The organism is Bradyrhizobium sp. LTSP857 (genome assembly GCF_000938285.1).
GTDB lineage: Bacteria > Pseudomonadota > Alphaproteobacteria > Rhizobiales > Xanthobacteraceae > Bradyrhizobium.
On record NZ_JYMS01000026.1, the window covers coordinates 375,023 to 401,215 of the forward strand.

Annotated in this window: 31 protein-coding genes and 1 pseudogene; 17 read left to right on the top strand and 15 right to left on the bottom strand. The window is 64.3% G+C overall.

From position 1 onward, the window contains the following. Nucleotides 1–103 precede the first annotated feature (103 nt). From UP06_RS15860 to UP06_RS15870, 3 genes are all read right to left on the bottom strand, one after another. Nucleotides 104–2,152: an elongation factor G gene (locus tag UP06_RS15860; protein ID WP_045003695.1), complete on the bottom strand. Its 2,049-nt coding sequence runs from the start codon at nt 2,150–2,152 to the stop codon at nt 104–106. 152 nt (nt 2,153–2,304) lie between these two features. Next, entirely contained in the window at nt 2,305–2,784 is a 480-nt protein-coding gene (locus UP06_RS15865) for a DUF992 domain-containing protein (RefSeq protein WP_045003697.1), read from the bottom strand. A 163-nt stretch (nt 2,785–2,947) separates the two neighbouring features. After that, complete coding sequence (locus tag UP06_RS15870; RefSeq protein WP_045004222.1) at nt 2,948–4,150, bottom strand: pyridoxal phosphate-dependent aminotransferase; 1,203 nt, start codon at nt 4,148–4,150, stop codon at nt 2,948–2,950. A gap of 473 nt (nt 4,151–4,623) precedes the next feature. On the opposite strand from UP06_RS15870, the gene UP06_RS15875 reads away from it, so the two are divergent. From UP06_RS15875 to UP06_RS15890, 6 genes are all read left to right on the top strand, one after another. Then, entirely contained in the window at nt 4,624–5,274 is a 651-nt protein-coding gene (locus UP06_RS15875) for a glutathione S-transferase family protein (RefSeq protein ID WP_045003698.1), read from the top strand. 154 nt (nt 5,275–5,428) lie between these two features. Beyond that, nucleotides 5,429–5,605 (top strand): hypothetical protein, encoded by a 177-nt coding sequence (locus UP06_RS41525; RefSeq protein WP_197087268.1) that lies wholly within the window; start codon nt 5,429–5,431, stop codon nt 5,603–5,605. 73 nt (nt 5,606–5,678) lie between these two features. Beyond that, the gene (locus UP06_RS41530; protein WP_197087270.1) at nt 5,679–5,825 is read left to right on the top strand and encodes a hypothetical protein; all 147 of its coding nucleotides are present in this window, start codon (nt 5,679–5,681) and stop codon (nt 5,823–5,825) included. 147 nt (nt 5,826–5,972) lie between these two features. Continuing rightward, nucleotides 5,973–6,785: a PAS-domain containing protein gene (locus UP06_RS15880; protein WP_045003700.1), complete on the top strand. Its 813-nt coding sequence runs from the start codon at nt 5,973–5,975 to the stop codon at nt 6,783–6,785. 80 nt (nt 6,786–6,865) lie between these two features. After that, complete coding sequence (locus tag UP06_RS15885) at nt 6,866–7,321, top strand: GNAT family N-acetyltransferase (RefSeq protein WP_045003702.1); 456 nt, start codon at nt 6,866–6,868, stop codon at nt 7,319–7,321. 258 nt (nt 7,322–7,579) lie between these two features. Then, nucleotides 7,580–8,521, top strand: a complete 942-nt coding sequence (locus tag UP06_RS15890; protein WP_045003704.1) for an aldo/keto reductase — start codon at nt 7,580–7,582, stop codon at nt 8,519–8,521. A 13-nt stretch (nt 8,522–8,534) separates the two neighbouring features. On the opposite strand, the pseudogene UP06_RS15895 reads toward UP06_RS15890, so the two are convergent. Both UP06_RS15895 and UP06_RS15900 read right to left on the bottom strand, forming a co-directional pair. Then, nucleotides 8,535–8,726 (bottom strand): annotated as a pseudogene (locus UP06_RS15895) (DUF1501 domain-containing protein); the annotation flags it as partial. 2 nt (nt 8,727–8,728) lie between these two features. Continuing rightward, entirely contained in the window at nt 8,729–10,306 is a 1,578-nt protein-coding gene (locus tag UP06_RS15900) for a DUF1800 domain-containing protein (protein ID WP_045003708.1), read from the bottom strand. 114 nt (nt 10,307–10,420) lie between these two features. Here UP06_RS15900 and UP06_RS15905 point away from each other — a divergent pair, with 114 nt between their 5' ends. Together UP06_RS15905 and UP06_RS15910 are read left to right on the top strand one after the other, a co-directional pair. Next, complete coding sequence (locus UP06_RS15905) at nt 10,421–10,633, top strand: cysteine-rich CWC family protein (protein WP_045003710.1); 213 nt, start codon at nt 10,421–10,423, stop codon at nt 10,631–10,633. A gap of 452 nt (nt 10,634–11,085) precedes the next feature. Beyond that, nucleotides 11,086–11,859 carry an outer membrane protein gene (locus UP06_RS15910; protein WP_045003711.1) on the top strand — a complete coding sequence of 258 codons (774 nt, stop codon included), beginning with the start codon at nt 11,086–11,088 and terminating at the stop codon, nt 11,857–11,859. A gap of 61 nt (nt 11,860–11,920) precedes the next feature. Here the strand turns inward: UP06_RS15910 and UP06_RS15915 are convergent, their stop codons facing one another. From UP06_RS15915 to UP06_RS15930, 4 genes are all read right to left on the bottom strand, one after another. Next, nucleotides 11,921–12,616: a glutathione S-transferase family protein gene (locus UP06_RS15915; protein ID WP_045003713.1), complete on the bottom strand. Its 696-nt coding sequence runs from the start codon at nt 12,614–12,616 to the stop codon at nt 11,921–11,923. Between the two features lie 33 nt (nt 12,617–12,649). Further along, nucleotides 12,650–13,357 carry a glutathione S-transferase N-terminal domain-containing protein gene (locus UP06_RS15920; protein WP_045003715.1) on the bottom strand — a complete coding sequence of 236 codons (708 nt, stop codon included), beginning with the start codon at nt 13,355–13,357 and terminating at the stop codon, nt 12,650–12,652. A gap of 108 nt (nt 13,358–13,465) precedes the next feature. Further along, on the bottom strand, nt 13,466–13,696 hold the full coding sequence (locus UP06_RS15925) for a hypothetical protein (RefSeq protein ID WP_045003716.1): 231 nt from the start codon (nt 13,694–13,696) through the stop codon (nt 13,466–13,468). Further along, nucleotides 13,693–14,472 (bottom strand): TSUP family transporter, encoded by a 780-nt coding sequence (locus UP06_RS15930; RefSeq protein ID WP_045003717.1) that lies wholly within the window; start codon nt 14,470–14,472, stop codon nt 13,693–13,695. Before UP06_RS15930 ends, UP06_RS15925 begins: the two co-directional genes overlap by 4 nt. Nucleotides 14,473–14,792: 320 nt before the next feature. Here UP06_RS15930 and UP06_RS15935 point away from each other — a divergent pair, with 320 nt between their 5' ends. The 3 genes from UP06_RS15935 to UP06_RS15945 all read left to right on the top strand — a co-directional run bounded on the left by UP06_RS15935 (nt 14,793) and on the right by UP06_RS15945 (nt 16,342). Continuing rightward, the gene (locus UP06_RS15935) at nt 14,793–15,707 is read left to right on the top strand and encodes a LysR substrate-binding domain-containing protein (RefSeq protein ID WP_045003718.1); all 915 of its coding nucleotides are present in this window, start codon (nt 14,793–14,795) and stop codon (nt 15,705–15,707) included. 113 nt (nt 15,708–15,820) lie between these two features. Further along, on the top strand, nt 15,821–16,048 hold the full coding sequence (locus UP06_RS15940; RefSeq protein ID WP_027534256.1) for a hypothetical protein: 228 nt from the start codon (nt 15,821–15,823) through the stop codon (nt 16,046–16,048). Nucleotides 16,049–16,111: 63 nt separating this feature from the next. Beyond that, nucleotides 16,112–16,342 carry a hypothetical protein gene (locus tag UP06_RS15945; RefSeq protein ID WP_045003720.1) on the top strand — a complete coding sequence of 77 codons (231 nt, stop codon included), beginning with the start codon at nt 16,112–16,114 and terminating at the stop codon, nt 16,340–16,342. Between the two features lie 78 nt (nt 16,343–16,420). Here UP06_RS15945 and UP06_RS15950 read toward each other — a convergent pair whose 3' ends face one another. Beyond that, entirely contained in the window at nt 16,421–17,647 is a 1,227-nt protein-coding gene (locus tag UP06_RS15950) for a hypothetical protein (protein WP_045003722.1), read from the bottom strand. A gap of 260 nt (nt 17,648–17,907) precedes the next feature. Between UP06_RS15950 and uvrB the strand changes: the two genes are divergently transcribed. Beyond that, nucleotides 17,908–20,901, top strand: a complete 2,994-nt coding sequence (uvrB, locus tag UP06_RS15955; protein ID WP_082081443.1) for an excinuclease ABC subunit UvrB — start codon at nt 17,908–17,910, stop codon at nt 20,899–20,901. Between the two features lie 92 nt (nt 20,902–20,993). Here the strand turns inward: uvrB and UP06_RS15960 are convergent, their stop codons facing one another. The 4 genes from UP06_RS15960 to UP06_RS15970 form a co-directional block, all read right to left on the bottom strand. Next, complete coding sequence (locus UP06_RS15960; protein WP_045003724.1) at nt 20,994–21,359, bottom strand: hypothetical protein; 366 nt, start codon at nt 21,357–21,359, stop codon at nt 20,994–20,996. A 7-nt stretch (nt 21,360–21,366) separates the two neighbouring features. Next, the gene (locus tag UP06_RS15965) at nt 21,367–21,753 is read right to left on the bottom strand and encodes a hypothetical protein (RefSeq protein ID WP_045003725.1); all 387 of its coding nucleotides are present in this window, start codon (nt 21,751–21,753) and stop codon (nt 21,367–21,369) included. 201 nt (nt 21,754–21,954) lie between these two features. After that, nucleotides 21,955–22,158, bottom strand: coding sequence for an SEC-C metal-binding domain-containing protein (locus tag UP06_RS42560; RefSeq protein WP_197087297.1), 204 nt, complete (start codon nt 22,156–22,158; stop codon nt 21,955–21,957). 107 nt (nt 22,159–22,265) lie between these two features. Then, complete coding sequence (locus tag UP06_RS15970) at nt 22,266–22,502, bottom strand: hypothetical protein (protein WP_045003727.1); 237 nt, start codon at nt 22,500–22,502, stop codon at nt 22,266–22,268. Between the two features lie 319 nt (nt 22,503–22,821). Between UP06_RS15970 and UP06_RS15975 the strand changes: the two genes are divergently transcribed. The 5 genes from UP06_RS15975 (at nt 22,822) to UP06_RS41535 (ending at nt 25,873) form a co-directional block, all read left to right on the top strand. Beyond that, nucleotides 22,822–23,100 (top strand): hypothetical protein, encoded by a 279-nt coding sequence (locus tag UP06_RS15975; protein WP_045003728.1) that lies wholly within the window; start codon nt 22,822–22,824, stop codon nt 23,098–23,100. A 182-nt stretch (nt 23,101–23,282) separates the two neighbouring features. Next, entirely contained in the window at nt 23,283–23,723 is a 441-nt protein-coding gene (locus tag UP06_RS15980; RefSeq protein ID WP_045003730.1) for a nuclear transport factor 2 family protein, read from the top strand. 221 nt (nt 23,724–23,944) lie between these two features. Beyond that, nucleotides 23,945–24,859 (top strand): hypothetical protein, encoded by a 915-nt coding sequence (locus tag UP06_RS15985; RefSeq protein ID WP_045003732.1) that lies wholly within the window; start codon nt 23,945–23,947, stop codon nt 24,857–24,859. A gap of 172 nt (nt 24,860–25,031) precedes the next feature. Further along, nucleotides 25,032–25,451, top strand: a complete 420-nt coding sequence (locus UP06_RS15990; protein WP_045003734.1) for a hypothetical protein — start codon at nt 25,032–25,034, stop codon at nt 25,449–25,451. A gap of 284 nt (nt 25,452–25,735) precedes the next feature. Then, complete coding sequence (locus UP06_RS41535) at nt 25,736–25,873, top strand: hypothetical protein (RefSeq protein WP_197087272.1); 138 nt, start codon at nt 25,736–25,738, stop codon at nt 25,871–25,873. A 39-nt stretch (nt 25,874–25,912) separates the two neighbouring features. On the opposite strand, the gene UP06_RS41540 is transcribed toward UP06_RS41535, so the two are convergent. Further along, nucleotides 25,913–26,059 carry a hypothetical protein gene (locus UP06_RS41540; protein WP_045003736.1) on the bottom strand — a complete coding sequence of 49 codons (147 nt, stop codon included), beginning with the start codon at nt 26,057–26,059 and terminating at the stop codon, nt 25,913–25,915. Between the last annotated feature and the right edge of the window lie 134 nt (nt 26,060–26,193).

The following is a 26,193-nucleotide window of genomic DNA, read 5'->3' on the forward strand; positions in this document are numbered from 1 at the left end:
GCAACGACGAGTGGAGAGGGCGCAGGCCTTCCTGCTCCTCTCCCCGCGAGAACGGGGAGAGGAAGAGAGAGTATGGGATGTGCTCCCTACCGCGCGAGGCCGATCACGCCGCGACGCGATGCGCGGCGATGATCTGGTCGGCGGCGCGGCCGGTCACCTCGGCCATGTGGTCGAACTGACGGGTGAAGCTGCCGGCACCTGCCGTAGCTGAGCGCAGCTCCACGATGAGCTCGCCGATCTCGGCTTCCGGCATCATGGCCCGGACAGAGTCCCAGCCGCTCCAGCCGTCGCGGGTGTCGAAGCCGAGGATCTGGCCGCGCCGCGCCGACAGGATCGCGTTGATCTTGGCGGTGGCATCGGTCGGGCAGACGATCTCGACCATGTGGATCGGCTCCAGCAGCACCGGCTGGCATTGCGGCAGGCCTTCATTGAGTCCGACCCGCGCCGCCGTGCGGAAGGCGAGGTCGGAGGAATCGACGCTGTGATAGGAGCCGTCGGTCAACGTCACCTGCAAATCGGTGACGGGGAAACCCAGCGGACCGCGCACCAAGCCGTCGACGACACCTTCCTCCACCGCCCCGATGTAGTTGCGCGGCACCGCGCCGCCGACCACCTTCTCGGTGAACTTGAAGCCGTCGCCGCGCGGCATCGGCCTGATGTCGAGCACGACGTCACCGAACTGGCCGTGGCCACCGGACTGCTTCTTGTGGCGGCCGCGCTGGGTGATCGGCTTGCGGATCGTCTCCTGATAGCCGATCGCAGGCGGATGCGAGGTGAGCTTGATGCCGAAGCGGTCGCGTAGCCGCTCATTGGCCACACGCAGATGCATCTCGCCCTGCCCCCACAGCACGGTGTCATGGGTCTGGGCGTTCTGGACGACGACGAGTGAGGGATCCTCCTCGTGCAGCCGTGCCAGCGCCTGGCCGAGCTTGACGTCGTCCTTGCGGTCGACGGCCGCAATCGACGTCGCGAGCACCGGCGGCGTCGGCTCGAGAGCGGCCAGCGCGGCCGGCTGGGTCTTGCCGCTCGAGACCGTGTCGCCGGTGTTGACTGGATCGAGCTTGGCGAGCGCCACGGTGTCGCCGGGTTCAGCCGAGGCACGCTTGCTGTCATAGGCGCCGTTGACGGCGAGGATGCCGGAGATGCGACTGGTTCCGCCGGAGGAGGATTGCAGCGTCGCACCGTCCTCGAGATGGCCGGCGAGCAGCCGCGTCAGCGACAGCTTTCCGCCGTGCTGCGAGTGCAGCGTCTTGAAGACGAAGCCGAGCGCGTCCTTAGCGGAGGGTGCGCCTAAACGCTTGACGGTCTCCGCGATCCCCGGCGCCTCGTGGCGCAGCGCCTTCATCAGGCGCAGCACGCCGTTCTCGCGCGCGGCCGCACCTAACAGCACCGGGCAGATCTGCCCTTCGCGCAATTCGCGGGCGAGGTCGTCGAACACGGCGTCGCGCGGCGGCTGGATGTCCTCGAGCAATTGCTCCATCAGCGCGTCGTCGTGGTCGGCGAGCTTCTCCAGCATCGAGAAGCGGGCCTCCTTCTCGCGATCGAGATTGCCGCCTTCGAGCGCAACCACCTCGGAGGCCTTGTGCTCGCGATAGATGAAGGCGCGCTCCAGCGCGAGATCGACGAAGCCTTCAATCAGCTCGTCCTTCCAGATCGGAATCTGGCGCAGCACCAGCGGCACGCGCGAGGCCGGCTGAAGCGTTGCGAGCGTCTCGCGGATGCGCTTGTTGGCGCGGTCGATCTTGTTGAGGAACAGGAAGCGCGGGATCTTCAGTTCTTCCAGCTCGCGCAGGATGATCTGGAGCTGCGGCAGCTTCTTCTCGTCGGCCTCGCAGACCACAACCGCAGCGTCGACAGCGGGAAGTGCTGCGCGCATGTCGTGGGCGAACTCGACGGAACCGGGACAATCCAGGAAGGTGTAGCTGTCGCCCATGAAACTCGTGGTGGCGGCAGTGAGCCCAACAGTCATCTTGTGATGACGGGCCTCGGCACTGGCGTCGCCGACGGAAGTTCCGCCGTCGACGCTGCCGGCGCGCGGGATTGCGCCCGTTCGCGCCAGTATCGCTTCAAGAAGTGTGGTTTTACCGCTTTGGAAAGGGCCCACCAGCGCAATGCACCGTGGACCTCGGGGACTTCTGACGTCTTGTCCCATTCGCCGCCTCCTTGGTGTGGAGCTCGGCCCATGATTGGGTCGGCAAACGCAGATGCTCTGCCCGTCCCCGCATTTTGGCAAGCGTCAAACGTCGCTGCGGTGCGTCGTCGTGATCGCGCCGGTGGAACGGCGCGATCACGCACGCGAAATCGTTAACGACCGGGACGAAGTTCCAGGCTTTCGAGGCCGGCCGCGACGTTGAGGCCGACCTGGCCCTGCACGCTGAGCGGCTGGAGCGCGATCGAATTGTTGGAGCCGCCGACCAGCACGTTGCCGCCGAGGCCAACGCCGATCGAGGCGCTGCCCTGCGCGCCGGCATAGTTGCCGGAGAGATCGCCGGGGCCGAGCCGGTTCACAGGCGCGAACACGCCCCAAGCGAGCGCCGTCTCCTGGGTGATGCCGAGGTCGAGACCTACTTTACGGATCGTTGCGACGTAACGATCGTCCGGCACACCATCGACGCGCAGCACGCAGCCGAGATTGGTGACCGAGCCTACGACGAAGCCGATGCTGGCGCCGCCGCGGCATTCGAGCACGCCCACCTGCACCAGCCGCGACTGCGCACTGGCGCCCGCGACGGAGGCAACGAGGCTCGCAATGGTGAGCCCGGCGAGGAAGAGGGAGCGGCGCATGAAATGTCTCCGGCTATGATTGTGATGCGAGCATTGGAGGGCGCGGGACAAGCCACGCGGGAGTTCTATGCCACAATAGTTCCGGGGGTGCCAGATCACGCAGGCTTAAAGAAAAAGGGCCCGCAGCGAGCGGGCCCTTTCATGTCACATCGTTACTGCAGGCTTATCGCAGATTGCCGCAGAAGCGCTGGATGCGATTGCAGGCGTCTTCGAGGTCCGACGTTTTGGTCGCGTAGGAGATGCGGAACGCCGGGCCGAGGCCGAAGGCCGAACCCTGCACGACGGCAACGCCCTCGGTCTCCAACAGCTCGGTGACGAACTGCTCGTCATTGCTGATCAAATTGCCCGACGGTGCTTTCTTACCGATCGTGCCGGCGCAGGACGGATAGACATAGAATGCGCCTTCGGGGCGCGGACACTCGATGCCGCTGGCCTGGTTGAGCATGGAGACCACGAGGTCGCGGCGCTCCTTGAACACCTTGTTGTTGGCGGGGATGAAGTCCTGCGGACCGTTCAGCGCCTCGACCGCCGCCCACTGCGAGATCGAGGACGGGTTCGAGGTCGATTGCGACTGGATCGTCGACATCGCCTTGATGAGCTGAACCGGGCCGCCGGCATAGCCGATGCGCCAGCCGGTCATGCAATAGGCCTTCGACACGCCGTTCACGGTCAGCGTGCGGTCGTACAGTTTGGGCTCGACCTGCGCGACGGTGGTGAACTGGAAGTCGTCATAGACGAGGTGCTCGTACATGTCGTCGGTCATCACCCAGACATGGGGATGCCTGACCAGCACGTCGGTGAGCGCCTTCAGCTCGGCGCGCGTATAGGCCGCGCCGGTCGGGTTCGACGGCGAGCACAGGATGACCCATTTGGTCTTCGGCGTGATCGCGCGCTCGAGCGCCTCGGCCTGGAGCTTGAAGCCGGCCGCAGCGGTGCAGACCACCGGCACCGGCTCGCCGCCGGCGAGCGCCACCATCTCGGGATAGCTGACCCAGTACGGCGCGGGGATGATCACCTCGTCGCCCGGATTGATGGTCGCCATCAGCGCGTTGTAGAGCACCTGCTTGCCGCCGGTGCCGACGATCACCTGGTTCGGCTTGTAGACGACGCCGTTCTCGCGCTGAAACTTCGCGATGATGGCTTCCTTCAACTCGGGGATGCCGTCGACCGCGGTGTACTTGGTCTTGCCGGACTCGATGGCGTGAATTGCCGCCAGCTTGATGTTGGCGGGCGTGTCGAAGTCGGGCTCGCCCGCGCCGAGGCCGATGACGTTGCGGCCCGCCGCTTTCAGCGCGCGTGCTTTGTCCGTGACCGCGATGGTTGCGGACGGCTTCACACGGTCGAGCGCAGCGGCAAGGAAGGGCATCGTCATCTCCTGACAAGCGTCGTGAACCCATGGGTTGTCACGACTCTGATTGTGGGAATGAACCACCCTAAAACGAGTGCCGCTGCACCGCAAGAAACTTCGGCCCGATCTCGAAAAAGTTTACGGATTTGAGCGTTTCCAGGCCCGATTTCCCGCAATAACTGGCAACTTTGCTGTCGAAATCGCTCATATCCGGGAAGCCTTGTCCTCGGAGCAATTTTGCGCCTTCGGAGCGTCGCGAAACTGACGACCAGCTGACGTTGTGAGCTCACGCGTTCGCATGTTGACGCAAGCGTGATCTGATTTGCAGCGTCGCACGAAAATGATCTTCCGCGGCGTTGCAGTGCGGTAGGGTTTTCGAGTTTTTCTATTGCCCGGCCCTTGCGGCGGATTCGCATCGGCATCATTGTTTAGCCGCGTTGCGGGGCAACAAGCCCCGCGCTTATCCTGTCCTTCGGAATCGAACTCCCAGAATGTACAAGCTCTATTCGATGCAACGCTCCGGCAACAGCTACAAGGTCCGCCTTGCGCTGGCGCTGCTGAACTTGCCTTACCAAGCAATCGAAGTGGACATTCTGCGCGGCGAAAGCCGTACGCCCGACTTCCTGTCGAAGAACCCATCCGGCCAGGTGCCGCTGCTCGAGGTAGGCAACGACCGTTTCCTCGCCGAGTCCAACGCCATCCTGTGGTACGTCGCTGTCGGCACGCCGCTCGCGCCGGAGAATCGCATCGATCGCGCCGAGGCGCTGCAATGGATGTTCTTCGAGCAGCACGCGCTCGAGCCGAATATCGGCGCCGCCTATTTCTGGCTGTCGCTGGTGAAGGGCGGCCGCGACCTCCAGACCCACGCGCTGGAGGACTGGATGGAGCGCGGCTATGGCGCGCTCCAGGTGATGGAGAACCACCTCAAGACCAACGCCTACTTCGCCGCGCGCCAGCTGACGGTCGCCGACATCGCGCTCTACGGTTATACCCACGTCGCCGAGCGCTGCGACTTCGACCTTTCGACCTTCCCGGCGATCCGGGACTGGCTGAAGCGCGTCGAAGCGACGCCCGGCTTCGTGGCGATGGACTGGCGCCCCGCCGACATCGAGGACCCCGCCAGCATCGCGGCCGGGGCCTGAAAACCGGTACGGCGTTAAGAAATAGCGGGCATACCGTTAACCTTTGCCGCAATCTCGCCATTTTAGCAGGATTGCCGCCCCAATATTGCCGGTTGGAATTGTGAAGTTGTGTGACGTCGCGAGTGATTCGCTCGCACGTTGAAGGATTTAGACCATGATTCGGGCGTCCGGCACGGTCGGCTTTCAGGGCCGATCCGCGATTGCCGCCTCCTCCCGGTTGACCCACGCCGTGGCGGCCTCGCTGGCCATCGCGGCGCTGTCGCTATGTCTGATCGTCACCCTCACGGTGCTGACCACCAAGGCGACCATGGCGATGGGCCTGCCGATCTGATCCCCGTTTCGTCCTCGATCAGCCTTCAAGGCGCCCTGTAAATCGGCGCCGACAGGCACGCGGCAGGACATCCATGAAGTCACCGGCGGCACTCGTTGCAATAGCCCTGACGGCGGCCATCCTGGTCGCGGCATCGCTGTTGATCGTGACGGGCACGCGCAAGGCCGTCGGCATCTCGACGCTGCACGCGCCGGTGCTCGTCGTCCGCCACAACACGTGACGCCGGTCGATTTGGCCTAAAATCATTTGAAAGCTTTGCGCCGGGTCGCAAGCACGCCTTAAGCACCGCGCGCGAATTACGTGGCGATCGCGCAACGATCGGTCAGTCTCGCGGTCTTAACTCGTTCAGGGAGGAGCGAGACAGGCCATGCGGTTCGGATGGCGAGCGATCTCCGGTCCGGCGCTGACGGCAGCGACCGCGCTGCTGGCGATCGTGCTCGACCGCCATCTTCCTGTTCTCTCGCTTGCGCCCCTGTTCGTCTGCATCGTTGCGCTTGCCGGTTCACTCTCGGGCTTCGCGTCCGCGCTTGGCAGCGCCACCATCGCCGTGATCGGCGCGGCGCTGCTTTCTCTCCGCCATCGCACCATGCCGGGCTTTGACGAGGCCGATCTGGTGCAGCTCGGCCTGCTCGCGATCACGACCGCCGGCACCGCCGCCATCACCGGCCTGATGCGCGAGCGCCTGCTCGACGCATTCGCCGCCGAGCAGCGCAACCACGCCACCGCCGCGCGGCTGTCGGCCGCGCTCGACCAGGTCGATATCGGCATCGTGCTGCTCGATGCCGAGACCCGCGCCGAATTCATCAATCGCGCGTTCCGCGACTATTTTGCGCTGCCAGACGAGAAGGCTGACAACAAGCCGCCGTTCATCGCGCTGATGTATCACGGCCGCGACACCGGCGCGTTCGAACTGCCGGAGGATGAGTTGAGCGCCTTCATCGCACAGCGCATGGAGATGGTACGGATCGGCGACGCCACGCCGATCAATATCAATCTGGCCAATGGCGAGGTGCTGCGCTTCGTCTGCACCGCGTTGCCCGATGGCGGGCGCATGCTGAGCTACACGCCGGTGACCGACCTCGTGCGCCACACCGATACGCCCGCACGCGCCGATTATTACCGCTCGCTACGCGATCCCACGGGCCGCAAGCTGATGCGTTATCTGCGGGTCGCTGAGTAGTGCGACAACGCGATTGATCGACGCGCCCTTCATCACGTATGAAGAATGCCTCATCGGCTTTTCGATCGTGGAATCCTCAGATGTCACTCACCATTCGCTCCGTCACCAGGCAGGACTACGATCAGTGGCTGCCGCTGTGGGACGGCTACAACGCCTTCTACGGCCGCTCGGGCCCGACTGCGCTTGCACCCGAGATCACGCGCGTGACCTGGCAGCGCTTCTTCGACGCCTATGAGCCGGTGCATGCGCTGGTCGCCGAGAGCGAGGGCCGCCTGCTCGGGCTGACGCACTATCTGTTTCATCGCAGCACCACTGCGATCGAGCCGTCGTGTTACTTGCAGGATCTGTTCACGCTTGAGGCCTCACGCGGCAAGGGCGTCGCCTCGGCGCTGATTAACGGCGTCTATGAGCGCGCCAAGCTCGCGGGATCACCGCGCGTCTATTGGCAGACGCATGAAACCAATGTCACGGCGCAGAGCCTGTACGACAAGGTCGCGGAACGCTCCGGCTTCATCGTCTATCGCAAGATATTCTGATCCCGCTGCGGGAGCCCTGTGGATAACTTTGCCTGTCACCCGCGCGTAACACTCCGGGACTAGGTTGCGGCTGCGTCTGATCAGGCCCCCCGTCACCGATCAAGCGCCCAAGCGGTCCCCGTCAGTCGCCGCGTCTGACTGGGGCCGCATTTTTTTGTCCGCAGTTCCTTTCAGCATGGCAGCAACGCGGGCGACGGCTTGCCGGTGCAGCGCGCCACGGTCACAATGGGCCCCTGCTTTCTTCTGACAGGATTCCCCATGGAAATTCGTAATCTCGGCGGCTCCGGCCTGCGCGTCTCTGCGGTCGGGCTCGGCTGCAACAATTTCGGCCAGCGCACCGATCTGGAGGCCTCGCGCAAGGTGATCCACCGCGCGATCGATCTCGGCATCACGCTGTTCGACACCGCCGACATCTATGCGGGCCAGGGCGGCTCGGAGACGGTGCTCGGCACCGTGCTCGGCGACCGCCGCAAGGACATCGTGCTCGCCACCAAATATTCCAAGCCGATGGCGGCCGACGGCACCAAGCAGGGCGCCTCGCGCCGCTACATCATGAACGCGGTCGAGGCCAGCCTGACGCGGCTCAAGACCGACTACATCGATCTCTACCAGCAGCACGATTACGATCCGCTGACGCCGATGGAAGAGACGCTGCGCGCGCTCGACGACCTGATCCGCCAGGGCAAGGTCCGCTATATCGGCAATTCCAACTTTCCGGCCTGGCGCATCGCCGAAGCCGAGTTCACCGCGCGCGCGATGAATGTCAGCCGCTTCGTCTCGGCCCAGGACGAATACAGCCTCGTCGTGCGCGACATCGAGAAGGATTTGCTGCCGGCCGCGCAGGAATACAAGCTCGGCCTGTTGCCGTTCTTCCCGCTCGCGAGCGGCCTGCTCACCGGCAAGTACCAGCGCGGTGCCGCCGCGCCCGCCGACACGCGCTTTGGCAAGGCGCCGGCGCTGCGCGACCGCTACGTCACACCGCGCAACGAGGACATCGTCGAAAAGCTCCAGGCCTTTGCCAAAGCCCGCGGCCATTCGATGCTCGAGCTCGCCTTCTCCTGGCTCGCCGCGCGCCCGCAGGTGTCGAGCGTGATCGCCGGCGCCACCCGCGTCGAGCAGGTCGAGGAAAACGTCAAGGCAATCGCCTGGAAACTCTCTGCCGAGGATCTCGCCGAGATCGACAAGATCACGATGGGCTGATTTTGCGGCGCGGCGGATCGCCGATCGGCGCGACGGTTGCGAGCCCGTCGAGCGCACCGCGCAGGATCACCACGACCAGCCGTGGGTCACGTCCGTCAGCCGCACGCGCGAATTTCGGCAAATAGGCCCAGGCGGCGAAGGAGGCGCCGCCGAGCAGAAGGCCGCGGCGCGAGGTGAGGAGCCGGTTTTCGACGCAGTCGATCATCATCATCTCCTCTGCATTTCCGGCGACATCAGCAGCAGTGCCAGCGCCTGCTGACGCGACTCCGCGCGCTCGATCGTCCGCCGCGTTTCGACCGAAGCCGCGTCCGCAGCGGCGAATTCCAGCAGATCGAGCGGATCGATGTTGTTGCCGAGCCGCGCGCCCATCTGCGAGGCGATATCGAGCCGGAGCTTCATGCCCTCGGGCGCGGCCCAGGCCGCACTGGTGTCGGGGAAACCATTCGGGCCTGCCGGTGTCCACAAGGGCTGGCCGAGCAGGTTCAGGTTGTTGAGAGTGCCACCGGGATCCTCGGGCACGCGCGCGAGCAGCCGCCCGCTCGCGATCACAAAATCATAGGGCGAGCGCATCTTGGTCAACGGCGCCTGCCAGGCCTCGTCGGAATCGACCAGCGCCGTTGCCAGTGCCTTGAGATCGCCGTCGGTCTTGACGAAGACGTCGCGCAATCGCGCGACCAAGGCCTGCGGCGGATCATCGGCCACGAAGTGACGGACGAATTTGGTGGCGACGAAATTCGCCGTCGATGGATGACGCGCGATGTCGGCGAGCGCGGCCTCGCCCTGCGATAGCCCCGTCGCCTCGTAGGTTTTGCCGAGCAGCATTTGCGGCCCGGGCTGGTGCGCATTGGTGTTGAACACGAAGGAGCCGGGCACACCGAGCTGGCCCTGCCGGCCGGCAAAGGTCCAGCCCGTAATGATGCGCGCGAGCGAGGTGACGTCTTCCTGGGTATAGCCGCCGCCGACGCCGAGCGTATGCAGCTCCATGATCTCGCGCGCGAGATTCTCGTTCAGCCCACGCTTGCGGTTCTGGCCCGCGCGCGAATCCGGCCCAAGCGATTGCTGGTTGTCGAGGAAGAACAGCATCGCCGGATGCTGCTCCACCGCCTTCAACATGTCGGCGAAACGCCCGAGCACATGCGGACGGATCGCCTCGCGTTCGAACGCACCGGCCCACATCCGCGCCAGCTCGCCCTTGCTCGCGGAGATGCAGAAATGGTTGGACCAGAACACCACAAGCCGCTCGGTGAAGCCGCAATCGACCAGCGTCGCGCGCTGCAACCGCGCCAGCGCCTCGGCGCGAAAGGTTTTCTGGATCACATTGAGCGGCTGCGGCGCGGCTTTCGCAGCAGGCGGTGCGGCCGCGTTGGGCTGCATGGCATCGGGCTTCATCGCATTGTCGGCCGGCTTGTTGTCGGCAGGTTTGGCCTCGGCCATCTGGCCGGCAATCTCGGTCGCCACCGTGTTCAGCGAGAGATTGCGGCGCAGCCCGGGCTTCTGATCGGCCGGCGTCTGCGCAGGCTGGGCCTCCGTCGGCGCGCCAGCCTTCGCGGCGGCCTCGCGCGCCTGCTTGACCTGGTCCTGATAGGCGAACACGGCCTGGCCGAGCTGCGGTGTCGATTGCAGGCCCGGCGCCTCCAGCAGCACGCCTGAGGGGCGGGCCAGCTCCGCCTTGACGAAACCTCTGGGATCGGAGGCCGCATTGATGAGATCGCCGGATGCGCCGCCGCGGGCCCCGAAGCCGAATCGATTCAGCGCAACCAGCGCAGCTTGCGAATCGCGGGCCATCAATTTGTCCTCCGCGCGGAGCCAACCGCTTCCCTGGTCTGTGCGCGACGCCTAATATACCGCAGCGGGAGATGAACCCGACATGAAAATGACGGTCAGGCTTTTGCGCAAATCATGACAATTCCGAAAGAAATTCCGTTGCCGGAACCGCAACCGCGCCGCCTCGCCTGCTCCCGCTGCGGCACCGAGTTCGGCTGCGACCTATCGGGCACCTGCTGGTGCGCGGAGGAGACGGCGCGGCTGCCGATGCCGGTGAAGGGCGAGGATTGCCTGTGCCGGGAGTGTTTGCGCAAGGCTGCGGCGGAGGCGGCGAGCGCTGCAAAATAAGCCGCCGCGGCTCGCGAGGTGCGAGCGCTTTCCACACATTCAGTGTCGTCCCGGCGAAGGCCGGGACCCATAATCCCAGAGAGAGGTTTGACGAAGACCCGTCGTTCGGTACGGATACCATCCGCGATCGATAGATCACGCGGTATGGGTCCCGGCCTTCGCCGGGACGACGATGGGGAGGAAGTGTGCTCTCTCCCAACAAGCGTGAGTGCAGCCCGCGCTACACCGCATACCCGGCGACTTCCGCGCGTCGCGAATATTTTCCTGCCCGATGTCGTCACGAGCGTGATCATGTCGGTCTCGGCGCCGCGGCTTGAGCGTCGCGTGACATTTCAGGAACAGCCAATGGGCTGGTCCCCTGCTAGTGAACCACCTCAGGTTTTATCGGCTAGGGGCTCTGCATGGCACGAATTTGCTTCTCACGACTCGCGCTCCTCGCGGCCGTCGGGGGAATGGCGTCCGTCTCCGCGGCTGCGGCAGCCGACATCCAGGCCCCGGTCTACAAGGCCCTCCCTGCGGTCGCGCCGTTCAGCTGGACGGGATTTTACGTTGGCGGAACTGCCGGCGCGAGCTGGACCAAGGCGGATACGAGTCTCAGCGCTGTCAACGGGCCGGTTCCGCTCTACTTCCCCGCCGACATTCCCGGACTGAGCGCCATCGGTTCGCCGAACCTGTCGGGCACAAGTGCAATCGTTGGCGGCAAGGCCGGTTACAATCAGCAATGGGGCAGTTTCGTCGTCGGCGTCGAAGGCGACATTTCGTGGCGCCACTTCAACAAGACGGTCGCGACGGCCGGCAGTCCGTTCCTGACGTTCCCCGCTGGCACCGCGGCGTTCACAACCACCGTCTCGACCAACTGGCTCGCGACCATTCGCCCCCGCATCGGTTATGCGGTCGACAAGGCGCTCTTCTACGCCACCGGCGGTGTCGCTATCGGCGACGTCAAATATTCGAACACCTATGTGGGCTTCTCGCCGCTCGGATTCGGCTTGGAATTCGAGACGGCCGCGGTCAGCCAGACCCGGGTCGGCTGGACGGTTGGCGCCGGCATCGACTATGCGATCACGCCACATTGGGTGGTGAGCGGCGAATACCTGCACGTGGATCTCGGCTCCGTCTCCACCTCCGGCCTCGTCACGACCGGCAACACACCTACCGCGACCTTCAACGTCTCGACCAAGCTGCGCAGCGACATTGGGCGCCTTGGCATCGCCTACAAGTTCTGACGCAAGCCGCGCTCCGCGCCAGGGTGGGCCGCGCTTTCGGCCGACCCTGGCTTCCGATCTGCTACACCGCAAACCCCGGCGACTTTCGCGCCATGCCGTCGAACGCATCGAGCAGCTTTTCGCGCCACGCATAGACCGGATCATCCGCCTCCAGCAGCTTGAACGGGCTGACCACGCGCGACCATTGGAAACCGCCGAACACGATGTAGTCGGCATAGTTCGGCGCATCGCCGCCGATGAAGGGCTGCTTCTTCAACGTCTGCCGCATTACTTCGAGCGACTTGCGGAATGCGACGACGCCGGTGTCGCGGTTCGCCTGGACCTCGTCCAGGCTCTTGCCGAAACGCGCCTCGCGCGACTTGCGGAAATATTCGGCATCGACTTCGGCAAGATTCTTCGGGATGTCGGCGACGATCAGCAGAGAGATGCCGCCGACGATGGCGATGTCGCCCCACGCATTGAGCATGCGCGCCATGGCGCGTCCGCCCTCGCCGCCGAACAGCGAGGGCCGGTCCGGAAACTTGTCTTCGAGATAGTTCGCGATCGTCCAGGAATCGACGACAGGCTTGTCATGATGCAGCAGCACCGGCACCCTCTCCGAGCCGTGCGGCGCGATCGTGCTCTTCTCGGTGAAGCGCCAGGGCAGCGAGTCCGCCGACAGCCCCTTATGCGCAAGCGCCATCCGAATGCGCCAGCAATACGGGCTGAAGGGCCGCGAGGCGTCGGTGCCGACAAGTTCGTAGAGCTTGAGTGACATGGATGGTGTTCCGTCTTTGCGAGCGCAGCGTACCTACCGCACCACCGACGCGGTCTGCCCGAACAAGATCTTGCGCTCCTCGTCGGTGCGGATGGCGGGCTTGCCGAAGTTGGGATTGACCTCTTTGGCCAGCGCGTAAGCACGCTCGGTCGCGGGGCGGACGCGGATGACCTCTAGCCAGCGCTTCAGATGCGGGAAGTCGTCGATGTTCTGGCCCTGGTTCGCATGACCGACCACCCAGGGATAGGACGCCATGTCGGCAATGGAATACTCGCCGGCAATGAATTCGCGATCGGCGAGGCGCTTGTTGAGCACGCCGTAGAGGCGGTTGGTCTCGTTGACATAGCGATCGATGGCGTAGGGAATCTTCTCCTGCGCGTAGTTGCGGAAATGGTGGTTCTGGCCGGCCATCGGGCCGAGGCCGCCCATCTGCCAGAACGTCCACTGGATGACGTCGTAATGTGCGTAGAAATCGGTCGGAAGAAACTGGCCGGTCTTCTCGGCGAGATAGAGCAGGATCGCACCCGACTCGAACAGCGACAGCGGCTTGGTGCCGCCTTTCGGTTCGTGATCGACGATCGCGGGAATGCGGTTGTTGGGCGCGACGGCCAGAAACTCCGGCGTGAACTGCTCGCCCTTGCCGATGTTGACCGGGATGACCTTGTATTTCAGTCCGGTCTCTTCGAGGAACATCGTGATCTTGTGGCCGTTCGGCGTGGACCAATAGTGCAGGTCGATCATGGCTGAATGTCCCGGGCTGGAAGGATGCGCGCAAGAAGATGCGATTGCATGAACGTCGCGCCGGGCTCGCCTCAAGTCAATGGTGTTCGCAATGACGGCCGCGTGAAGTCAGCGGCCGTTCGCACGCAGCAGCTTCTCGCCATTGTCCGTCACCGCGATGATCAGCCCGACACCGGGCAGCGTCTCGCGCGCGACAAGCCCGCGGTCAGCGGCGTCCTCCCAGATGGTGAGGCGTGGGCACGAGGTCTTCCAGGTCGCGATCACCTCGGCATAAGCGCGCGGTTCGCGCGCGACCCATTCGACGAAGTCCAGCACCAGCGGATCGGCGGTCTCGCTCATTGCAAACCTCCCTTGGTGAAGGCGGCCAGCACCGGTGTACGCACCAGCAGCCAGCCGCCATAGGCGATGTAGTAGCAGGCGATGGTGGTGATCAGCTTGTTCGACCAGGCGATGAACTGCTGGTCGGTCATGGCTTCGAGCAGGCGCCGCGCCAGCGTGGTGCCGAGCATCGAGGCTGCGATTGCGGCGGCGGCCAGCACCGGATCGAGCGTCGCCGCCTGGTCGATGACGCCGCCGAAATAGATCAGCTTGGTGAAATGGCTGACGAGCTGGCACATCGCCTTGGTCGCGACCTTATCGCGCCGGCCGAAATCGCCGCCGAGGAAGAAGGTGTCGAGCAACGGGCCGGAGACGCCGGTCATCAGCATCAATCCCATGCAGATCGTGCCATAGACGGTGCCCTGCCAGAGGCGATCGGGATCGGGCTTGATGTTGGCGGGCAGCAGTCGCGCCATGAACGGCGTGATGCCGAGCAGCAGCAATGCCATCGGCTTGTCCGGCACATAGCGCGTGAGCGACCAGGCTGCGAGCGCGACGGCAGCGCCGACCAGATAGTTCGCGACCGGCCGCCAGCGGATATGCGCGCGCCAGAGAAAGGCGCGCCAACCGTTCGAGGCCATCTGCGTGATCGCATGCAGCACCATCGCGGTCGGCAGCGGCATCAAGGCCAACAGCACGCCGATCAGGATCAGCCCGCCCGCCATGCCGAACAGCCCCGACAGGAACGCGGTGCCGACCATCAGCAATCCAAGGGCAGCGATCATCATGGATGTCACGAGGGGTCTCCGGTGGTGGCTCCGCGAAAGTAAGGGACGCAAACTGGTCGTCTCCCTCGCCCCGCTCGCGGGGAGAGGGTGGGGTGAGGGGGAGTCTCCGCAAGGGCGGTAGCAGTTGGACTCGTGGAGAGTCCCCCTCACCCGGAATCCAAGCTACGCTTGGATTCCGGCCTCTGCCCGCAGGCGGGGAGAGGCGAAGGGCACGGCCTCCGCTTCAACAAATCAGCTTGGAATTACACTCATTCTTGTGCCTCGCTTGTGGGAAGCAGGCAAACTGAGTTATCTTGGCCTGGCATCAGCTTTCCTGAGGGTCCTTGCATTTGCGGCGGCTGCTCTTTCTCAACGGCATCAAGGCATTCGAGGCGGCGGCGCGGACCGGCAGCTTTGCTGCGGCCGGCCTCGAGCTCAACGTCTCGGCGGCCGCCGTCAGCCGCATGGTGCATCTGCTGGAAGAGCGGCTCGGCGTCGCGCTGTTCGAACGCAAGGCCAACAGACTGGTGCTGACGCAAGCCGGACGCGCCTATCAGAGCGGGCTGACGCCGATCTTCGATGCGCTGGCAAGCCTCACCGCGCAGGTGACGGCGCCCTCCAGCGTCCGCGTGCTCACCATCGGCGTCGGCCATACCTTTGCGATGCGCTGGCTGATCCCGCGGCTGTCGGAGTTTCGCAACGAGGAGCCCGACATCGAGGTGCGCTTCACCACCGGCGGCGCCGAGGTCGCGTTCGGCGAGGATTGGAGCTGCGGCGTCAAGCTCGGCACCGGCGACTGGCCGGGGCTGGTCGCCGAGCCATTGTTCGCCGGCGACCTCACGCCGGTCTGCGTGCCCCGCCTCGCCTCCGGCCTGAAGCGCCCGGCGGATCTCAAAGGCCCGAGCCTGATCCGCGTCACGCATTCAACCGAGGACTGGCCGCTCTGGCTCAAGGCCGCCGGCCTCACCCGGATCAACGCGCGCGGGCCGGAGTTCCAGTTCTACGGCCAGGCGCTGCAAGCCGCCGCCGACGGGCTCGGCATCGCCATGGGCATCCGGCCCTATATCGACGACGATCTCGCCGCCGGACGCTTGGTCGCGCCGTTCGATCTCTCGGTGCCCAAGGGCATGCGCTGGTACCTGCTCTACCGCAGCTTCCAAACCGAGCAGCGCGACTTTGCCGCGTTCCGCCGCTGGATCATGCGCGCGGCCGCGGAACCCGCAGCCCGGCCGCGGCGGGTCGGACGAGCCGCCGGACGGGGCTGATCCATCACCCGATTGGGTGAAAAAGCCGGCCGCTTGTGAACCGCTTCACATCCGCACATCCGGAAATGTGGTCCCCTGACCCTCCAACAGAACAGGACATTCGGGGACTACCAATGACGACCCTTTACGACGGCTTTGACATCGAATCCTTCGAAGCAGGCAAGGGACTGTGGCACGCCCGTATCAGGCGCGCCGATTTCAGCCCGGTTGCCATCGACGGCGTGCTGTTTCCGGCCATGGAAGTCGGCTTCGCCTGGCCCGATCCCGACGCCGCGATTGCCGATGCCAAGCACCACATCGATCGCTTCCGCCGGCGCGCCGACGACAGCGACGACGAATAAGCGGATTTCAAACCGACATTTCAAACCGACCTGGGACAGCGCGGCGCAATTGGGGAACCGGTCATGTCAATCATCGAATTCGAAGACGAACCACGGCCGAGGATCTACGCCCGTAATGTGCTGTCGAGATGCCCGGAATGCGACGGCGATCTCACGGTGCTCCGTGTGATCGGCGGCCGCGCCGGGTGCGAGTACTGGACCATGCGCTGCACCGATTGCGGCGGGATCCATCTCGACATCCTCGAACCGCGCGTGACAGCCGAGGACGACGACGGGCCGCTGCCGGCGGCGTGAGGGCCGCTCTGCTGCATTTCGCTTGCAGCTAGACCAGGCCAACACGGGCCCGGCAGGCCGCCGGGATACCGACAACGATTATCGTGTAACAGCGCTCGGTGCCGAGGCCTTTTCGCCGATCGAGCCGGTCGATTCCGTTTCACTACGCGGACTCGATGCATTTGCGGGAACAGAGCCCGGCTTTTTCGCGACATCGGTCGACGGCTGCCGCTTGGCGCTGTAGATGCGCCCCCCAGCCCCCTGGATGTAAAGGACGTTCTGGAACACTTGGTCGTTGGCCAACGAGTTTGCCATCATTACCTGGCACTTGTTCTGGCTGGTTGGAGTTGCCGAGTACTGGCTCGTGTCGCCAAAGAGGCTTCTGCACGTGCGCCACATCAAGGCGGTCACGAGAAAGTAGTGGGGCACATAGGCTTCGAAATTCAGCGCGGCGTAATTCATGCTCCAGACGAAATCGCGCCAGAGGCGCAAGTCGCCATTGCCGTTGTTCATGATGTAGAGCGCATAGCCGAGCGTCTTGCAGACGGCCTCGGGCGTTGCGATGTCGTAGCTCTTTTCCGGACTCGCGGCAGCGCCCGCTGTGCAGTAGCGCGTGAGGTTGTCGATGATCAACCACATGTTCAATTCGAGTGAGTCGCGGTAGAGCGGCAGCAGCGTCAGGACGGGACCGGCGCTGGAAAAGCTGAGATTCAACAGATCATCGACGATCGTCGTTGTCTCATTCACCGCTTTGTTGGTATAGATCGCGGCCTTTGCCGTCGACGACAGTACCGGGATCTTCCCGATCAGCTTGTCGCGGATCTCACCGAGATAGACGTTGCTTTGGGCGTTGAAGATTGAGGACAACGCGAGACGAAACAAGGCGTAGTCGAGACGGGCCATCTTCTCGTCGAAAAATTGGCAGATCGCTGGCGGCGTGAAGCTGATCGCAGCCGATGTTCCAATGTTCGTTACCGCATCGGCCTGGGGCGTCGTGGAGTTGAACCCGACAACAACGAATTTCGCCGTCGTTGCGGGGTAGAGACAGCCATATGCCTCAGCGGCAACCTCCAGGACCGACTTCAGATTTCCTTCGATCGCCATCCTGTCGGCTTCATTGTGTCCTCCCTGCCGTGCGGCGGCAAGAAGCACTCCCGCAAGAAGATAGGAGCGAAACAACCGGTGGCTCTTGGTGTGCGCGACGAAGAGAACGTAGTCCTCTATCTCCGCGACCGTCCCACCTCTTCGATCAATCTCCGCGCAGCCCGACAACATCGACAGCACGACAACCGCCGCGACAATGCGGCGTCCCATTGCGAACAGCATCCCCGCCCCCAATTGCGTAAATGAAAAAACTCAGCCTATGGGCGAATGTCGCCATGCGGGGTTCCGATTCGCGAGTCGGTTGCGGTCCGAAACCGATACCACCCGGATCTTTTCCACAATCTTCGGTTCCCGCAGCGAGCCGACCTCGGAGGCGCTTCTGGCTCCACTCGGCCGCCCTGCTGCCAACCTGCTGTCAGCAGCCTGCGTACGGACGGGCTTTCGCTCTTTTCTGAGGGGCGGACTCGCCCCATATTCGGGGCATGGCGAAGAAACCTGCTCCCCCCGCAAAATCCCCCAAATCCAAGGCACTGAGCTCGAAGGCGCCGAACTCCAAAGCGCATCGGCCTGACGTGCAGCCGATCGGGCCGGCGCTGGCCGAACTGCTCAATCCCGCGATCAATCGCGGCGATGCCGGGCTTGGCTCGGGCACCGGCCTCCAGCCGCCGCCGGACAATTCGCGCGACCGCCGCTCCGGGGGCGAGGCCGCCGCGCATCGGGCGCGTGCCTCGACGCCAAGAGACTTTCCACAGGATACCGCATCGGGCAGCGCGACTCGTGGCTTACCCCTCTCCCCGACCCTCGCCCGCAAGGGGGGAGGGAGCGGAGAGGCCGAAGGTCTTGGCGAAGCGCCGCAGGCCAATTACGGAACCGCGGCCACGATCCCGACGCTCGATCCGGAACTGGCCCGTCAGTTGGGGATGCCGACAGAAGAGGACGATGCGGAAGCGCTTGCGCGTCCCCCGCGCAACAAGATGGAGGCGCTCGGCGTCAAGGCTACCGCGGATGCGCTGGAATCGCTGATCCGCGAGGGCCGACCGGAGTTCCGCAAGGACGACGGCAGCTTGCGGGTGTGGACGCCGCACCGGCCGCCGCGCCCGGAAAAGTCCGAAGGCGGTGTGCGCTTCGAGATCAAGTCGGAATACGAGCCGCGCGGCGACCAGCCGACCGCGATCGCCGAGCTGGTCGAGGGCATCCAGCGCAACGACCGTTCGCAGGTGCTGCTCGGCGTCACCGGTTCCGGCAAAACCTACACCATGGCCAAGGTGATCGAGGCGACGCAGCGGCCCGCGATCATTCTGGCGCCGAACAAGACGCTGGCCGCCCAGCTCTATGGCGAGTTCAAGAGTTTCTTCCCGGATAACGCGGTCGAGTATTTCGTCTCGTATTACGATTACTATCAGCCGGAAGCCTATGTCCCGCGCACGGACACCTACATAGAAAAGGATTCTTCGATCAACGAGCAGATCGACCGCATGCGCCACTCGGCGACGCGCGCGTTGCTCGAACGCGATGACGTCATCATCGTCGCGTCGGTGTCCTGCATCTACGGTATCGGCTCGGTCGAGACCTACACCGCGATGACGTTCGCGCTGAAGAAGGGCGAGCGCATCGACCAGCGCCAGCTCATCGCCGACCTCGTTGCCCTCCAGTACAAGCGTACCCAGGCCGACTTTACCCGCGGCACGTTTCGCGTGCGCGGCGACGTCATCGACATCTTTCCGGCGCACTATGAAGATCGAGCCTGGCGCGTGAATTTGTTCGGCGACACCGTGGAGAACATCGAGGAGTTCGATCCGCTCACCGGCCACAAGCAGGACGAGCTCGAATTCATCAAGATCTACGCCAACTCGCACTATGTGACGCCGCGCCCGACGCTGGTGCAGGCGATCAAGTCGATCAAATCCGAATTGAAGATGCGGCTTGACCAGCTGCACGACCAGGGCCGGTTGCTGGAAGCGCAGCGGCTGGAGCAGCGCACCACCTTCGACCTCGAGATGATGGAGGCGACCGGAAGCTGCGCCGGCATCGAGAACTATTCGCGCTATCTCACCGGGCGCCTGCCCGGCGAGCCGCCGCCGACGCTGTTCGAATACGTGCCCGACAACGCGCTGGTGTTTGCCGACGAAAGCCACGTCACGGTGCCGCAGATCGGCGCCATGTTCAAAGGCGACTTCCGCCGCAAGGCGACGCTGGCCGAATACGGCTTCCGCCTGCCCTCCTGCATGGACAACCGCCCGCTCCGCTTCGAGGAGTGGGACATGATGCGCCCGCAGACGGTCGCGGTGTCGGCGACGCCGAGCGGCTGGGAGATCAACGAGAGCGGCGGCGTGTTCGTCGAGCAGGTCATCCGCCCCACGGGGCTTATTGATCCTCCCGTTAATATTCGCCCGGCCCGCACCCAGGTCGACGATCTCGTCGGCGAGGTGCGCGCCACCGCGCAAGCCGGCTATCGTTCGCTGATCACGGTGCTGACCAAGCGCATGGCGGAGGACCTCACCGAATATCTGCATGAGCAAGGCATTCGCGTCCGCTACATGCACTCGGACATCGACACCATCGAGCGTATCGAGATCATCCGCGATCTCCGCTTGGGCGCGTTCGACGCGCTGGTCGGCATCAACCTGTTGCGCGAGGGCCTCGACATTCCCGAATGCGCGCTGGTCGCGATCCTGGACGCCGACAAGGAAGGCTTTCTGCGCAGCGAGACCTCGCTGATCCAGACCATCGGCCGCGCCGCGCGCAATGTCGACGGCAAGGTGATCCTCTATGCCGACCAGATGACGGGCTCGATGGAGCGCGCCATCGCCGAAACCGACCGCCGCCGCGAAAAGCAGGTGGAGTACAACACGGCGCATGGCATCACGCCGGAGAGCATCAAGAAGTCGATCGGCGACATCATGAACAGCGTCTACGAGCGCGATCATGTGCTGGTCGAGATCGGCGGCCACGACATGACCGACGACGTCATCTCGATCGGCCACAATTTTGAAGCCGTGCTCGGCGATCTCGAAACCCGGATGCGCGAAGCCGCCGCCGATCTGAACTTCGAGGAAGCCGCCCGCCTGCGCGACGAAGTCAAGCGCCTGCGCGCCACCGAGCTCGCGGTCGTCGACGACCCCACCGTCAAGCAGCGCACCGTGCAGGGCAAGGCCGGCGCCTATGCGGGCGCGAAGAAGTACGGCGACGCCGCCAATTTGCCCGTCAGCGCGATGAAGAAAAAGACCGTGAGCTCGGCGCTGAAAGCGAGCGGCGGAAGCGGCGGCTCGAAGGTGCACAAGCCGCATCTCGACGAGATGCACGGCCCGGAATCGTTGCCCTACCGGGGGGACCGCGCGTTGCCGTCAAAGCCGTTCGGCGGCGAGAGCCGGATCATCCAGCCGACCGATTCAAAGCAGTCGGGGCCGGAGTTCGGGCCGTCGCCACGGTCAAGCGGCGGCGCGCCGGGGCATCGGGGTGGGTGGAAGAAGAGGTAGGCGACGGAGTATCGTCCGCGCTTGTCGTGGCTATGGATTCCGGGCTCGCCACTTTGCGGCGCCCCGGAATGACGCGGAGAGATTGAGGCTCCTCACCCCGCAATCGCCGCCAGCAGCGACAACAGCAGTACAGACGCCATGAGCTGCACCGACGTCGCGGGCTTGGTGCGCCAGCGGGCGATCTTTTCGGAGAGGGACAGGTTCGCATCGAAGAACTGGGCTTCGTAGCCGTTCTTGAAGAGCGTCGGTAACGCCGACCCGACCGAGACGACGAAGACGCTGTAGAAGATCGACGCCAAGGCAATCGTGAGTACAGGGCTGCTGCCGCGGTAGTCTCCCAGAAGCTTAACCATCAGAGAGGCAGCAGCGAAGATCGGGAAGCCCTGAAGAATTGTGGTGAGCGCAAAGCCTTCGAGCCAATTGAGCGGGCCGGATTTCGACGCGGTGATGAAGGGCATAACACGCTCACCCCACGCTCGCCGTCACCACCGCCATCACCGACAGCATCAGCACGATCGCCACGAGCTGCATCGAGGCCGCCGGCTGGGTGCGCCATTCGGTGATTTTTTCGGAGAGTGACAGGCTGGGATCGAAGAAGCTCGGCTCGTAGAGCAGCCTGGAGAGCGCCGGGATTGCCGACCCCAGCGTCACCGCGATCACCGCGTGAACGAGGGACGCGCAGGCGACGAAGATGGCGACGCCGGGGTCGCCGACGAGGTCGTGATTGCCGAACAGCTTGAGCAGTAGCGCGGCGGCGGCGAAGGTCGGGAAACTCTGGAGGATCGCGGTCAGCGCAAAGCCTTCGAGCGCGTTGTGCAGGCGGGACTTTCTCGCGGCGGCGGTGACGGCCATGGCACGTCTCCCTGGTGACATGCGGATGACATTAGCCGCATCGGGAGATCCGCGATGTGAGATGGGTCACGGGCTGCTGTTCACCTCGCCCCGCTCTTGTTCGCCGAAGCTTCGGCACAAGGCGGGGCGAGGAAGCGGACCGCCGACATGGCGGCAAGTCAGGCTCTCACTCCCTGAAAGTAATATTTGCGGTTGGAGCCGTCATGGGCGCCGGAGATCATGCAACAGGCCTTGAAACCTGCGTCCGGAGCCACAGGGGCAGAGGTCGTTGCGGCCGAGCTTTTCGGTCAGTTCGACGTCACCATGGACGACGCGCCTGCCCCGCTTGACGTGGGTTTCCGAGGGGAATGAGTTCCGCCGCTTACGCGTGACGCTGAAAGCAGGGGAGGTTTTCGAGATCGCGATAGTTGCGCATGACGCCCTCCATCGGTTGGAAGCGCGGCCCGCTGCCGCGGCGTCTCGCTATCACGATGTGGGCTGCGTGGAAAGGCAGCGCCAGCGTTACAGCTTGGCTACAGCTTTCCTTGGCCGTTCACCTGGCTCTGCTGTTGCTGCTGCTTCTCCTGCTCCTTCGCTTGGTGGCGACCGTAAAGGCAGCCTGCGGCGGCGCCGAGCACGCCGTGATGGCCGGCATAGTGACCGGCGACGCCGCCGACGACGGCGCCTTTGATACAGCCCTTGGCGTCGGCGGCGGATGTCGCGCCGAGCATGAGAAGGACAGCGGCGCAGGCGATGAGCGGGGATTTCATGATTGGTGTCTCCGGATGAGGTGTCGGCACCTTAACGGGCGTGGACAGGCTCGGGTTCCAGCGCTGGCGACACGGCCCGGTGTCGTCCTGGCGAAGGCCAGGACCCATACCGCGGAATCTCTCGATGGCAGGTGGCGTTAATCCCGAACAACCAATCTTCGCCAAACTCCTCCCTGGGGTAATGGGTCCTGGCCTTCGCCAGGACGACATCGAATACGTGGCGCGCGCTCGCGCATCTCCACAAGCCCCGTTTGAACCTCCCTCCCCGTTTCCCAGACCCACTCCGGGGCGTCGTGCACGCCGGGGGCGAGTCGGGCCAATGAAAGTCGCGTTGCTTGTAATCTTGGGGCTGTTCCTGGGCGCGCTGGGCGGGGCGGCGCTCGGCATCGGAGCCGGGCTCGCCTGGGTCGAAATCGCGCACACCACGAGCTTTGAAGGCCATAGCGGCATGCTGGTGTTCTTCACCTTCATGCCGCTCGGCGCTGTCATCGGCGGGATCGGCGGCGCGGCTCTCTTCGGCCTGCTCGCCATGCGCGACGACGCCATCGCGATCGAGCGGAACCCGGCAGCGGAACCGGCACGTCGCCGGGACCGGTAAAATACGGGGTTCTATTGTAAATCTCACATTTCGCGCTCAATTGTGCATTGCGAAAACGTGAATTGCGTTTTGGCCGAAACGGCCTATTTGTTCGTGTACTAATGAATTAGCAACCCGCTGCGCCTACTGTGCATAGGGTTGTTTTTCGTTTTTTTGCAAGCCAGCTTCAGGACGCCCCCAAAATGACAGAGCACAGCCTCTGGCGTTTCTCGCGCGCGTTGCACCGCGCGATCAACGACCGGCATTTCGAGGATATCGAGGCCCTGATCGACGAGGACGTCGAATGGGCGATCTACGGCCCGATCGACATGTTTCCGTTCCTTGGCGCGCGCCAGGGCAAGCGGGCGGTGCTCGACGTCATCCGCCAGTTGGCCGACAATTTTCGTGTCCGCCGCTTCGAGCGTGAGAGCATCATGCTGGGCGTCGATTCCGCCTCCTCGATGCTGCGCTATTCGCTGACCGCGCTGGATTCCGACAAGCCGATTAGCTTGCGGGTCGCGCAGTTCGCCCAGTTCAGGGCGGACCGGCTCATCAACATGCGTGTGCTGGTCGACACTTTCGATCTGGTCGAGCAGGCACTCGGCCGCGCCATTCATCTGCCAAAGATGACGAGCGTCGGCTGAGGGGGACACCAACGGGCCCCGCAATTCGGGACCGATCGATTGATGCTTCCGCGACGTTGTCCTGGCCTCCAGCCCCGCCGGATGCCGTCGTGGAGAAGCTCGTCATCGGGCGCGCGCCTTTCGCGCGGCCCGTTGGTTCGTTATTCTGGGCGAGACGAACGCCACAATTTCGCAATGATAGTTCCGCATCCTCTGCGCGAACTGGGCTCGCGGGCAGGACGATGGAATTCTCGACAGGTTTTGGCTGGACCAGGCTGCCGGTACTGGCGGCCGCGTTGATTTTCGGCTCGGTGCTGACAGCCTCGGCGCAGATCATTCCGCCCTTCTCCCCTGCCCCCGCGGCGGCCGTGCCTGACGAAGAGGCGGAGGACGCCCCCGACGTCAACGACCCCGACGTGCTCAAAGGCATCGACGTCGACAAGCTCGACTGGGCCCAACTTGCCATCGACGCAGGCACGCTCAACGACATCATCTCCGCCAAGAAGCGCGCGCAGGCCGCCGCCAGGGACGGGATGGACTGGTCGTCCAACGCCAATGCCAACGGCTCCTCGGCGGTGAAGGTCAAGCAGTCGGTCTCCTCGTTCTGGGACGCCCGAATCGGCGCCGACATGACGGTGGCGAAGGAGCCGACCACGATGTCGGAGCTGATGGCGCAGAAGGCCGCCAATGGCGGCAATATCCCGCAATCCTCCGGCAGCGCCTGGGCCGCCGCGACCGCGCCGGGCGCGGGCTCGGTGTGGGACAAGACCGCGGTGGAAGGCCGCATCGATCCCGGCTCCGAGCAGAGCAAGATCGGCGCGTCGCTGACCAAATCGGTGCCGCTGTCGGGCGACACGTCGCTGACGCTCCAGAACGGCTACAGCGTCAACCAGCAGGGCACCACCGCGCTGCCCGGCATCGCCGGCCGCACCACCCGCAACTACGAGACCGAGCAGTCCGCCAAGGTCGAGATCACCGACACCGGCACCAGCATCACGGCGGGCCAGACGCTGTCGACCACCGACGACAAATGGCTGCGCAAGGTCGGCGCCGAGCAGAAGCTGTTCGACAACGTCACCGTCTCCGGCTCCGTCGGCGAGACCTCGCAAGGCGCGATCAACAAGAGCCTGACCGCGGGCTTCAAGAAGAGCTGGTGAATCTTCTTTAGAAACTTGTAACCAAACGCCACGGCAAAGCCCCCGAATGGTCCGCCCTTGCCGCATCTCCGCCTAGTTGCCGTCAAAATCCGACGCCCTGATGGATCGGCCTGACACACATCGTCGTGCGGGGGACACTCGCGCTGCGCTCAACGCGAACAGGGGAACACCGATGAACGCCATTCGTCCGGAAAAGGTTGAAGCAACCGAGACCGAAACCGTCGACAGCAATCTCGCCGCAGTGACGGAAGTCGAAGCCGGCATCCGCGATTTCGTCCGCAACGACATCGCCTATCTGCGCCGCCCGGCGACGACGGCCACCGAGCCGGCGCTCGATGCGAGCGCGGAAGCCACCGTCACCAACGTCAACTCGCTGATCCAGCGCGTCGCCGGCACCTCGCTCGCCGAGATCGAGAATCTGATCTCCGAGCTCGAAAGCCTGCGCGACCTGCTCCATGCCGAAGGCCAGCGCGTCCAGCGCGAGATCTCCGGCTACGCCCAGCTCAGCCAGGCCGCGATGAAGTCGACCCGCATGATCGCCGACAACGTCACCCAGTGGAAGCGCGCCGCCGACGGCCTGCGCAACAGCTGATCGCACACGTCGCATCACCGGCCGCCGCGTTCCGAAAGGGGCGCGGCGGTTTTGATTCTGGGGGCATGACCGTCGAAGGTGTCATCACCCGCGAAAGCGGGTGATCCAGTATTCCAGAGACAGCGAGACTACTGGATGCCCCGCCTTCGCGGGGCATGACAGCGGAGGATGTGGTCCGCACCGCGCGGCCTAACGGACCCCCCCGCTTTTGAACCCTCCGCTCCTCCCCGGCGACCAATGCCAAGCGCCCGCAGCCATCACGGCGGGCCCGGGGACATTTTCAGATGGAAAGCATTCGGCCCGACAACACGGACCCGATACCGATGCGACCGGCGCCGAACCAGTTCGGCACGATCATGCTGCGCTTTGTCGGATTGCTGGCGGTCGCGATCGCGATATTGGCGTTCGTCTATAGCCGCTGAGCTGAAGCCGGATGCCGACCCCGAAAAGTTAACGAACCCTTAACGGCTCGCGTCGATCGTCGAGGCTTCCAGGGTGTAGCCGCCATCGGCATAACCCTTCACCACCATGCCGGCCACCAGCATCACAGCCAGCGTGGCGGTAGCGAAGATAAATCCGACCAGCTTGAGTGCGCCGCGGTCTGCCATGGTGCTCGTCCCCTGTACTCTGCCCAGTTCGTTCAAATAGACAGCGACAGGTTCATAATTGGTTAGCAACTCGATGGTTCCGCCAACTGCTTCGCAGGCCGGCCATCTTGAAAAGGCTTATGGCAGCAGCCCCG

What these genes read in the sequence shown, in the direction of transcription:
- UP06_RS41535 (WP_197087272.1), top strand. Translation starts at nt 25,736, where the DNA reads ATGGAAAGCATTCGGCCCGACAACACGGACCCGATACCGATGCGACCG.
- UP06_RS15970 (WP_045003727.1), bottom strand. Translation starts at nt 22,502, where the DNA reads ATGAAATCCCCGCTCATCGCCTGCGCCGCTGTCCTTCTCATGCTCGGC.
- UP06_RS15980 (WP_045003730.1), top strand. Translation starts at nt 23,283, where the DNA reads ATGACAGAGCACAGCCTCTGGCGTTTCTCGCGCGCGTTGCACCGCGCG.
- UP06_RS15865 (WP_045003697.1), bottom strand. Translation starts at nt 2,784, where the DNA reads ATGCGCCGCTCCCTCTTCCTCGCCGGGCTCACCATTGCGAGCCTCGTT.
- UP06_RS15870 (WP_045004222.1), bottom strand. Translation starts at nt 4,150, where the DNA reads ATGCCCTTCCTTGCCGCTGCGCTCGACCGTGTGAAGCCGTCCGCAACC.
- UP06_RS15885 (WP_045003702.1), top strand. Translation starts at nt 6,866, where the DNA reads ATGTCACTCACCATTCGCTCCGTCACCAGGCAGGACTACGATCAGTGG.
- UP06_RS15900 (WP_045003708.1), bottom strand. Translation starts at nt 10,306, where the DNA reads ATGGCCCGCGATTCGCAAGCTGCGCTGGTTGCGCTGAATCGATTCGGC.
- UP06_RS41540 (WP_045003736.1), bottom strand. Translation starts at nt 26,059, where the DNA reads ATGGCAGACCGCGGCGCACTCAAGCTGGTCGGATTTATCTTCGCTACC.
- UP06_RS15860 (WP_045003695.1), bottom strand. Translation starts at nt 2,152, where the DNA reads ATGGGACAAGACGTCAGAAGTCCCCGAGGTCCACGGTGCATTGCGCTG.
- UP06_RS15975 (WP_045003728.1), top strand. Translation starts at nt 22,822, where the DNA reads ATGAAAGTCGCGTTGCTTGTAATCTTGGGGCTGTTCCTGGGCGCGCTG.
- UP06_RS15945 (WP_045003720.1), top strand. Translation starts at nt 16,112, where the DNA reads ATGTCAATCATCGAATTCGAAGACGAACCACGGCCGAGGATCTACGCC.
- UP06_RS15950 (WP_045003722.1), bottom strand. Translation starts at nt 17,647, where the DNA reads ATGCTGTTCGCAATGGGACGCCGCATTGTCGCGGCGGTTGTCGTGCTG.
- UP06_RS15910 (WP_045003711.1), top strand. Translation starts at nt 11,086, where the DNA reads ATGGCGTCCGTCTCCGCGGCTGCGGCAGCCGACATCCAGGCCCCGGTC.
- UP06_RS15875 (WP_045003698.1), top strand. Translation starts at nt 4,624, where the DNA reads ATGTACAAGCTCTATTCGATGCAACGCTCCGGCAACAGCTACAAGGTC.
- UP06_RS15880 (WP_045003700.1), top strand. Translation starts at nt 5,973, where the DNA reads ATGCGGTTCGGATGGCGAGCGATCTCCGGTCCGGCGCTGACGGCAGCG.
- UP06_RS15920 (WP_045003715.1), bottom strand. Translation starts at nt 13,357, where the DNA reads ATGATCGACCTGCACTATTGGTCCACGCCGAACGGCCACAAGATCACG.
- UP06_RS15905 (WP_045003710.1), top strand. Translation starts at nt 10,421, where the DNA reads ATGACAATTCCGAAAGAAATTCCGTTGCCGGAACCGCAACCGCGCCGC.
- uvrB (WP_082081443.1), top strand. Translation starts at nt 17,908, where the DNA reads ATGGCGAAGAAACCTGCTCCCCCCGCAAAATCCCCCAAATCCAAGGCA.
- UP06_RS15940 (WP_027534256.1), top strand. Translation starts at nt 15,821, where the DNA reads ATGACGACCCTTTACGACGGCTTTGACATCGAATCCTTCGAAGCAGGC.
- UP06_RS15890 (WP_045003704.1), top strand. Translation starts at nt 7,580, where the DNA reads ATGGAAATTCGTAATCTCGGCGGCTCCGGCCTGCGCGTCTCTGCGGTC.
- UP06_RS15915 (WP_045003713.1), bottom strand. Translation starts at nt 12,616, where the DNA reads ATGTCACTCAAGCTCTACGAACTTGTCGGCACCGACGCCTCGCGGCCC.
- UP06_RS41530 (WP_197087270.1), top strand. Translation starts at nt 5,679, where the DNA reads ATGAAGTCACCGGCGGCACTCGTTGCAATAGCCCTGACGGCGGCCATC.
- UP06_RS15965 (WP_045003725.1), bottom strand. Translation starts at nt 21,753, where the DNA reads ATGGCCGTCACCGCCGCCGCGAGAAAGTCCCGCCTGCACAACGCGCTC.
- UP06_RS15925 (WP_045003716.1), bottom strand. Translation starts at nt 13,696, where the DNA reads ATGAGCGAGACCGCCGATCCGCTGGTGCTGGACTTCGTCGAATGGGTC.
- UP06_RS15990 (WP_045003734.1), top strand. Translation starts at nt 25,032, where the DNA reads ATGAACGCCATTCGTCCGGAAAAGGTTGAAGCAACCGAGACCGAAACC.
- UP06_RS41525 (WP_197087268.1), top strand. Translation starts at nt 5,429, where the DNA reads ATGATTCGGGCGTCCGGCACGGTCGGCTTTCAGGGCCGATCCGCGATT.
- UP06_RS15985 (WP_045003732.1), top strand. Translation starts at nt 23,945, where the DNA reads ATGGAATTCTCGACAGGTTTTGGCTGGACCAGGCTGCCGGTACTGGCG.
- UP06_RS15960 (WP_045003724.1), bottom strand. Translation starts at nt 21,359, where the DNA reads ATGCCCTTCATCACCGCGTCGAAATCCGGCCCGCTCAATTGGCTCGAA.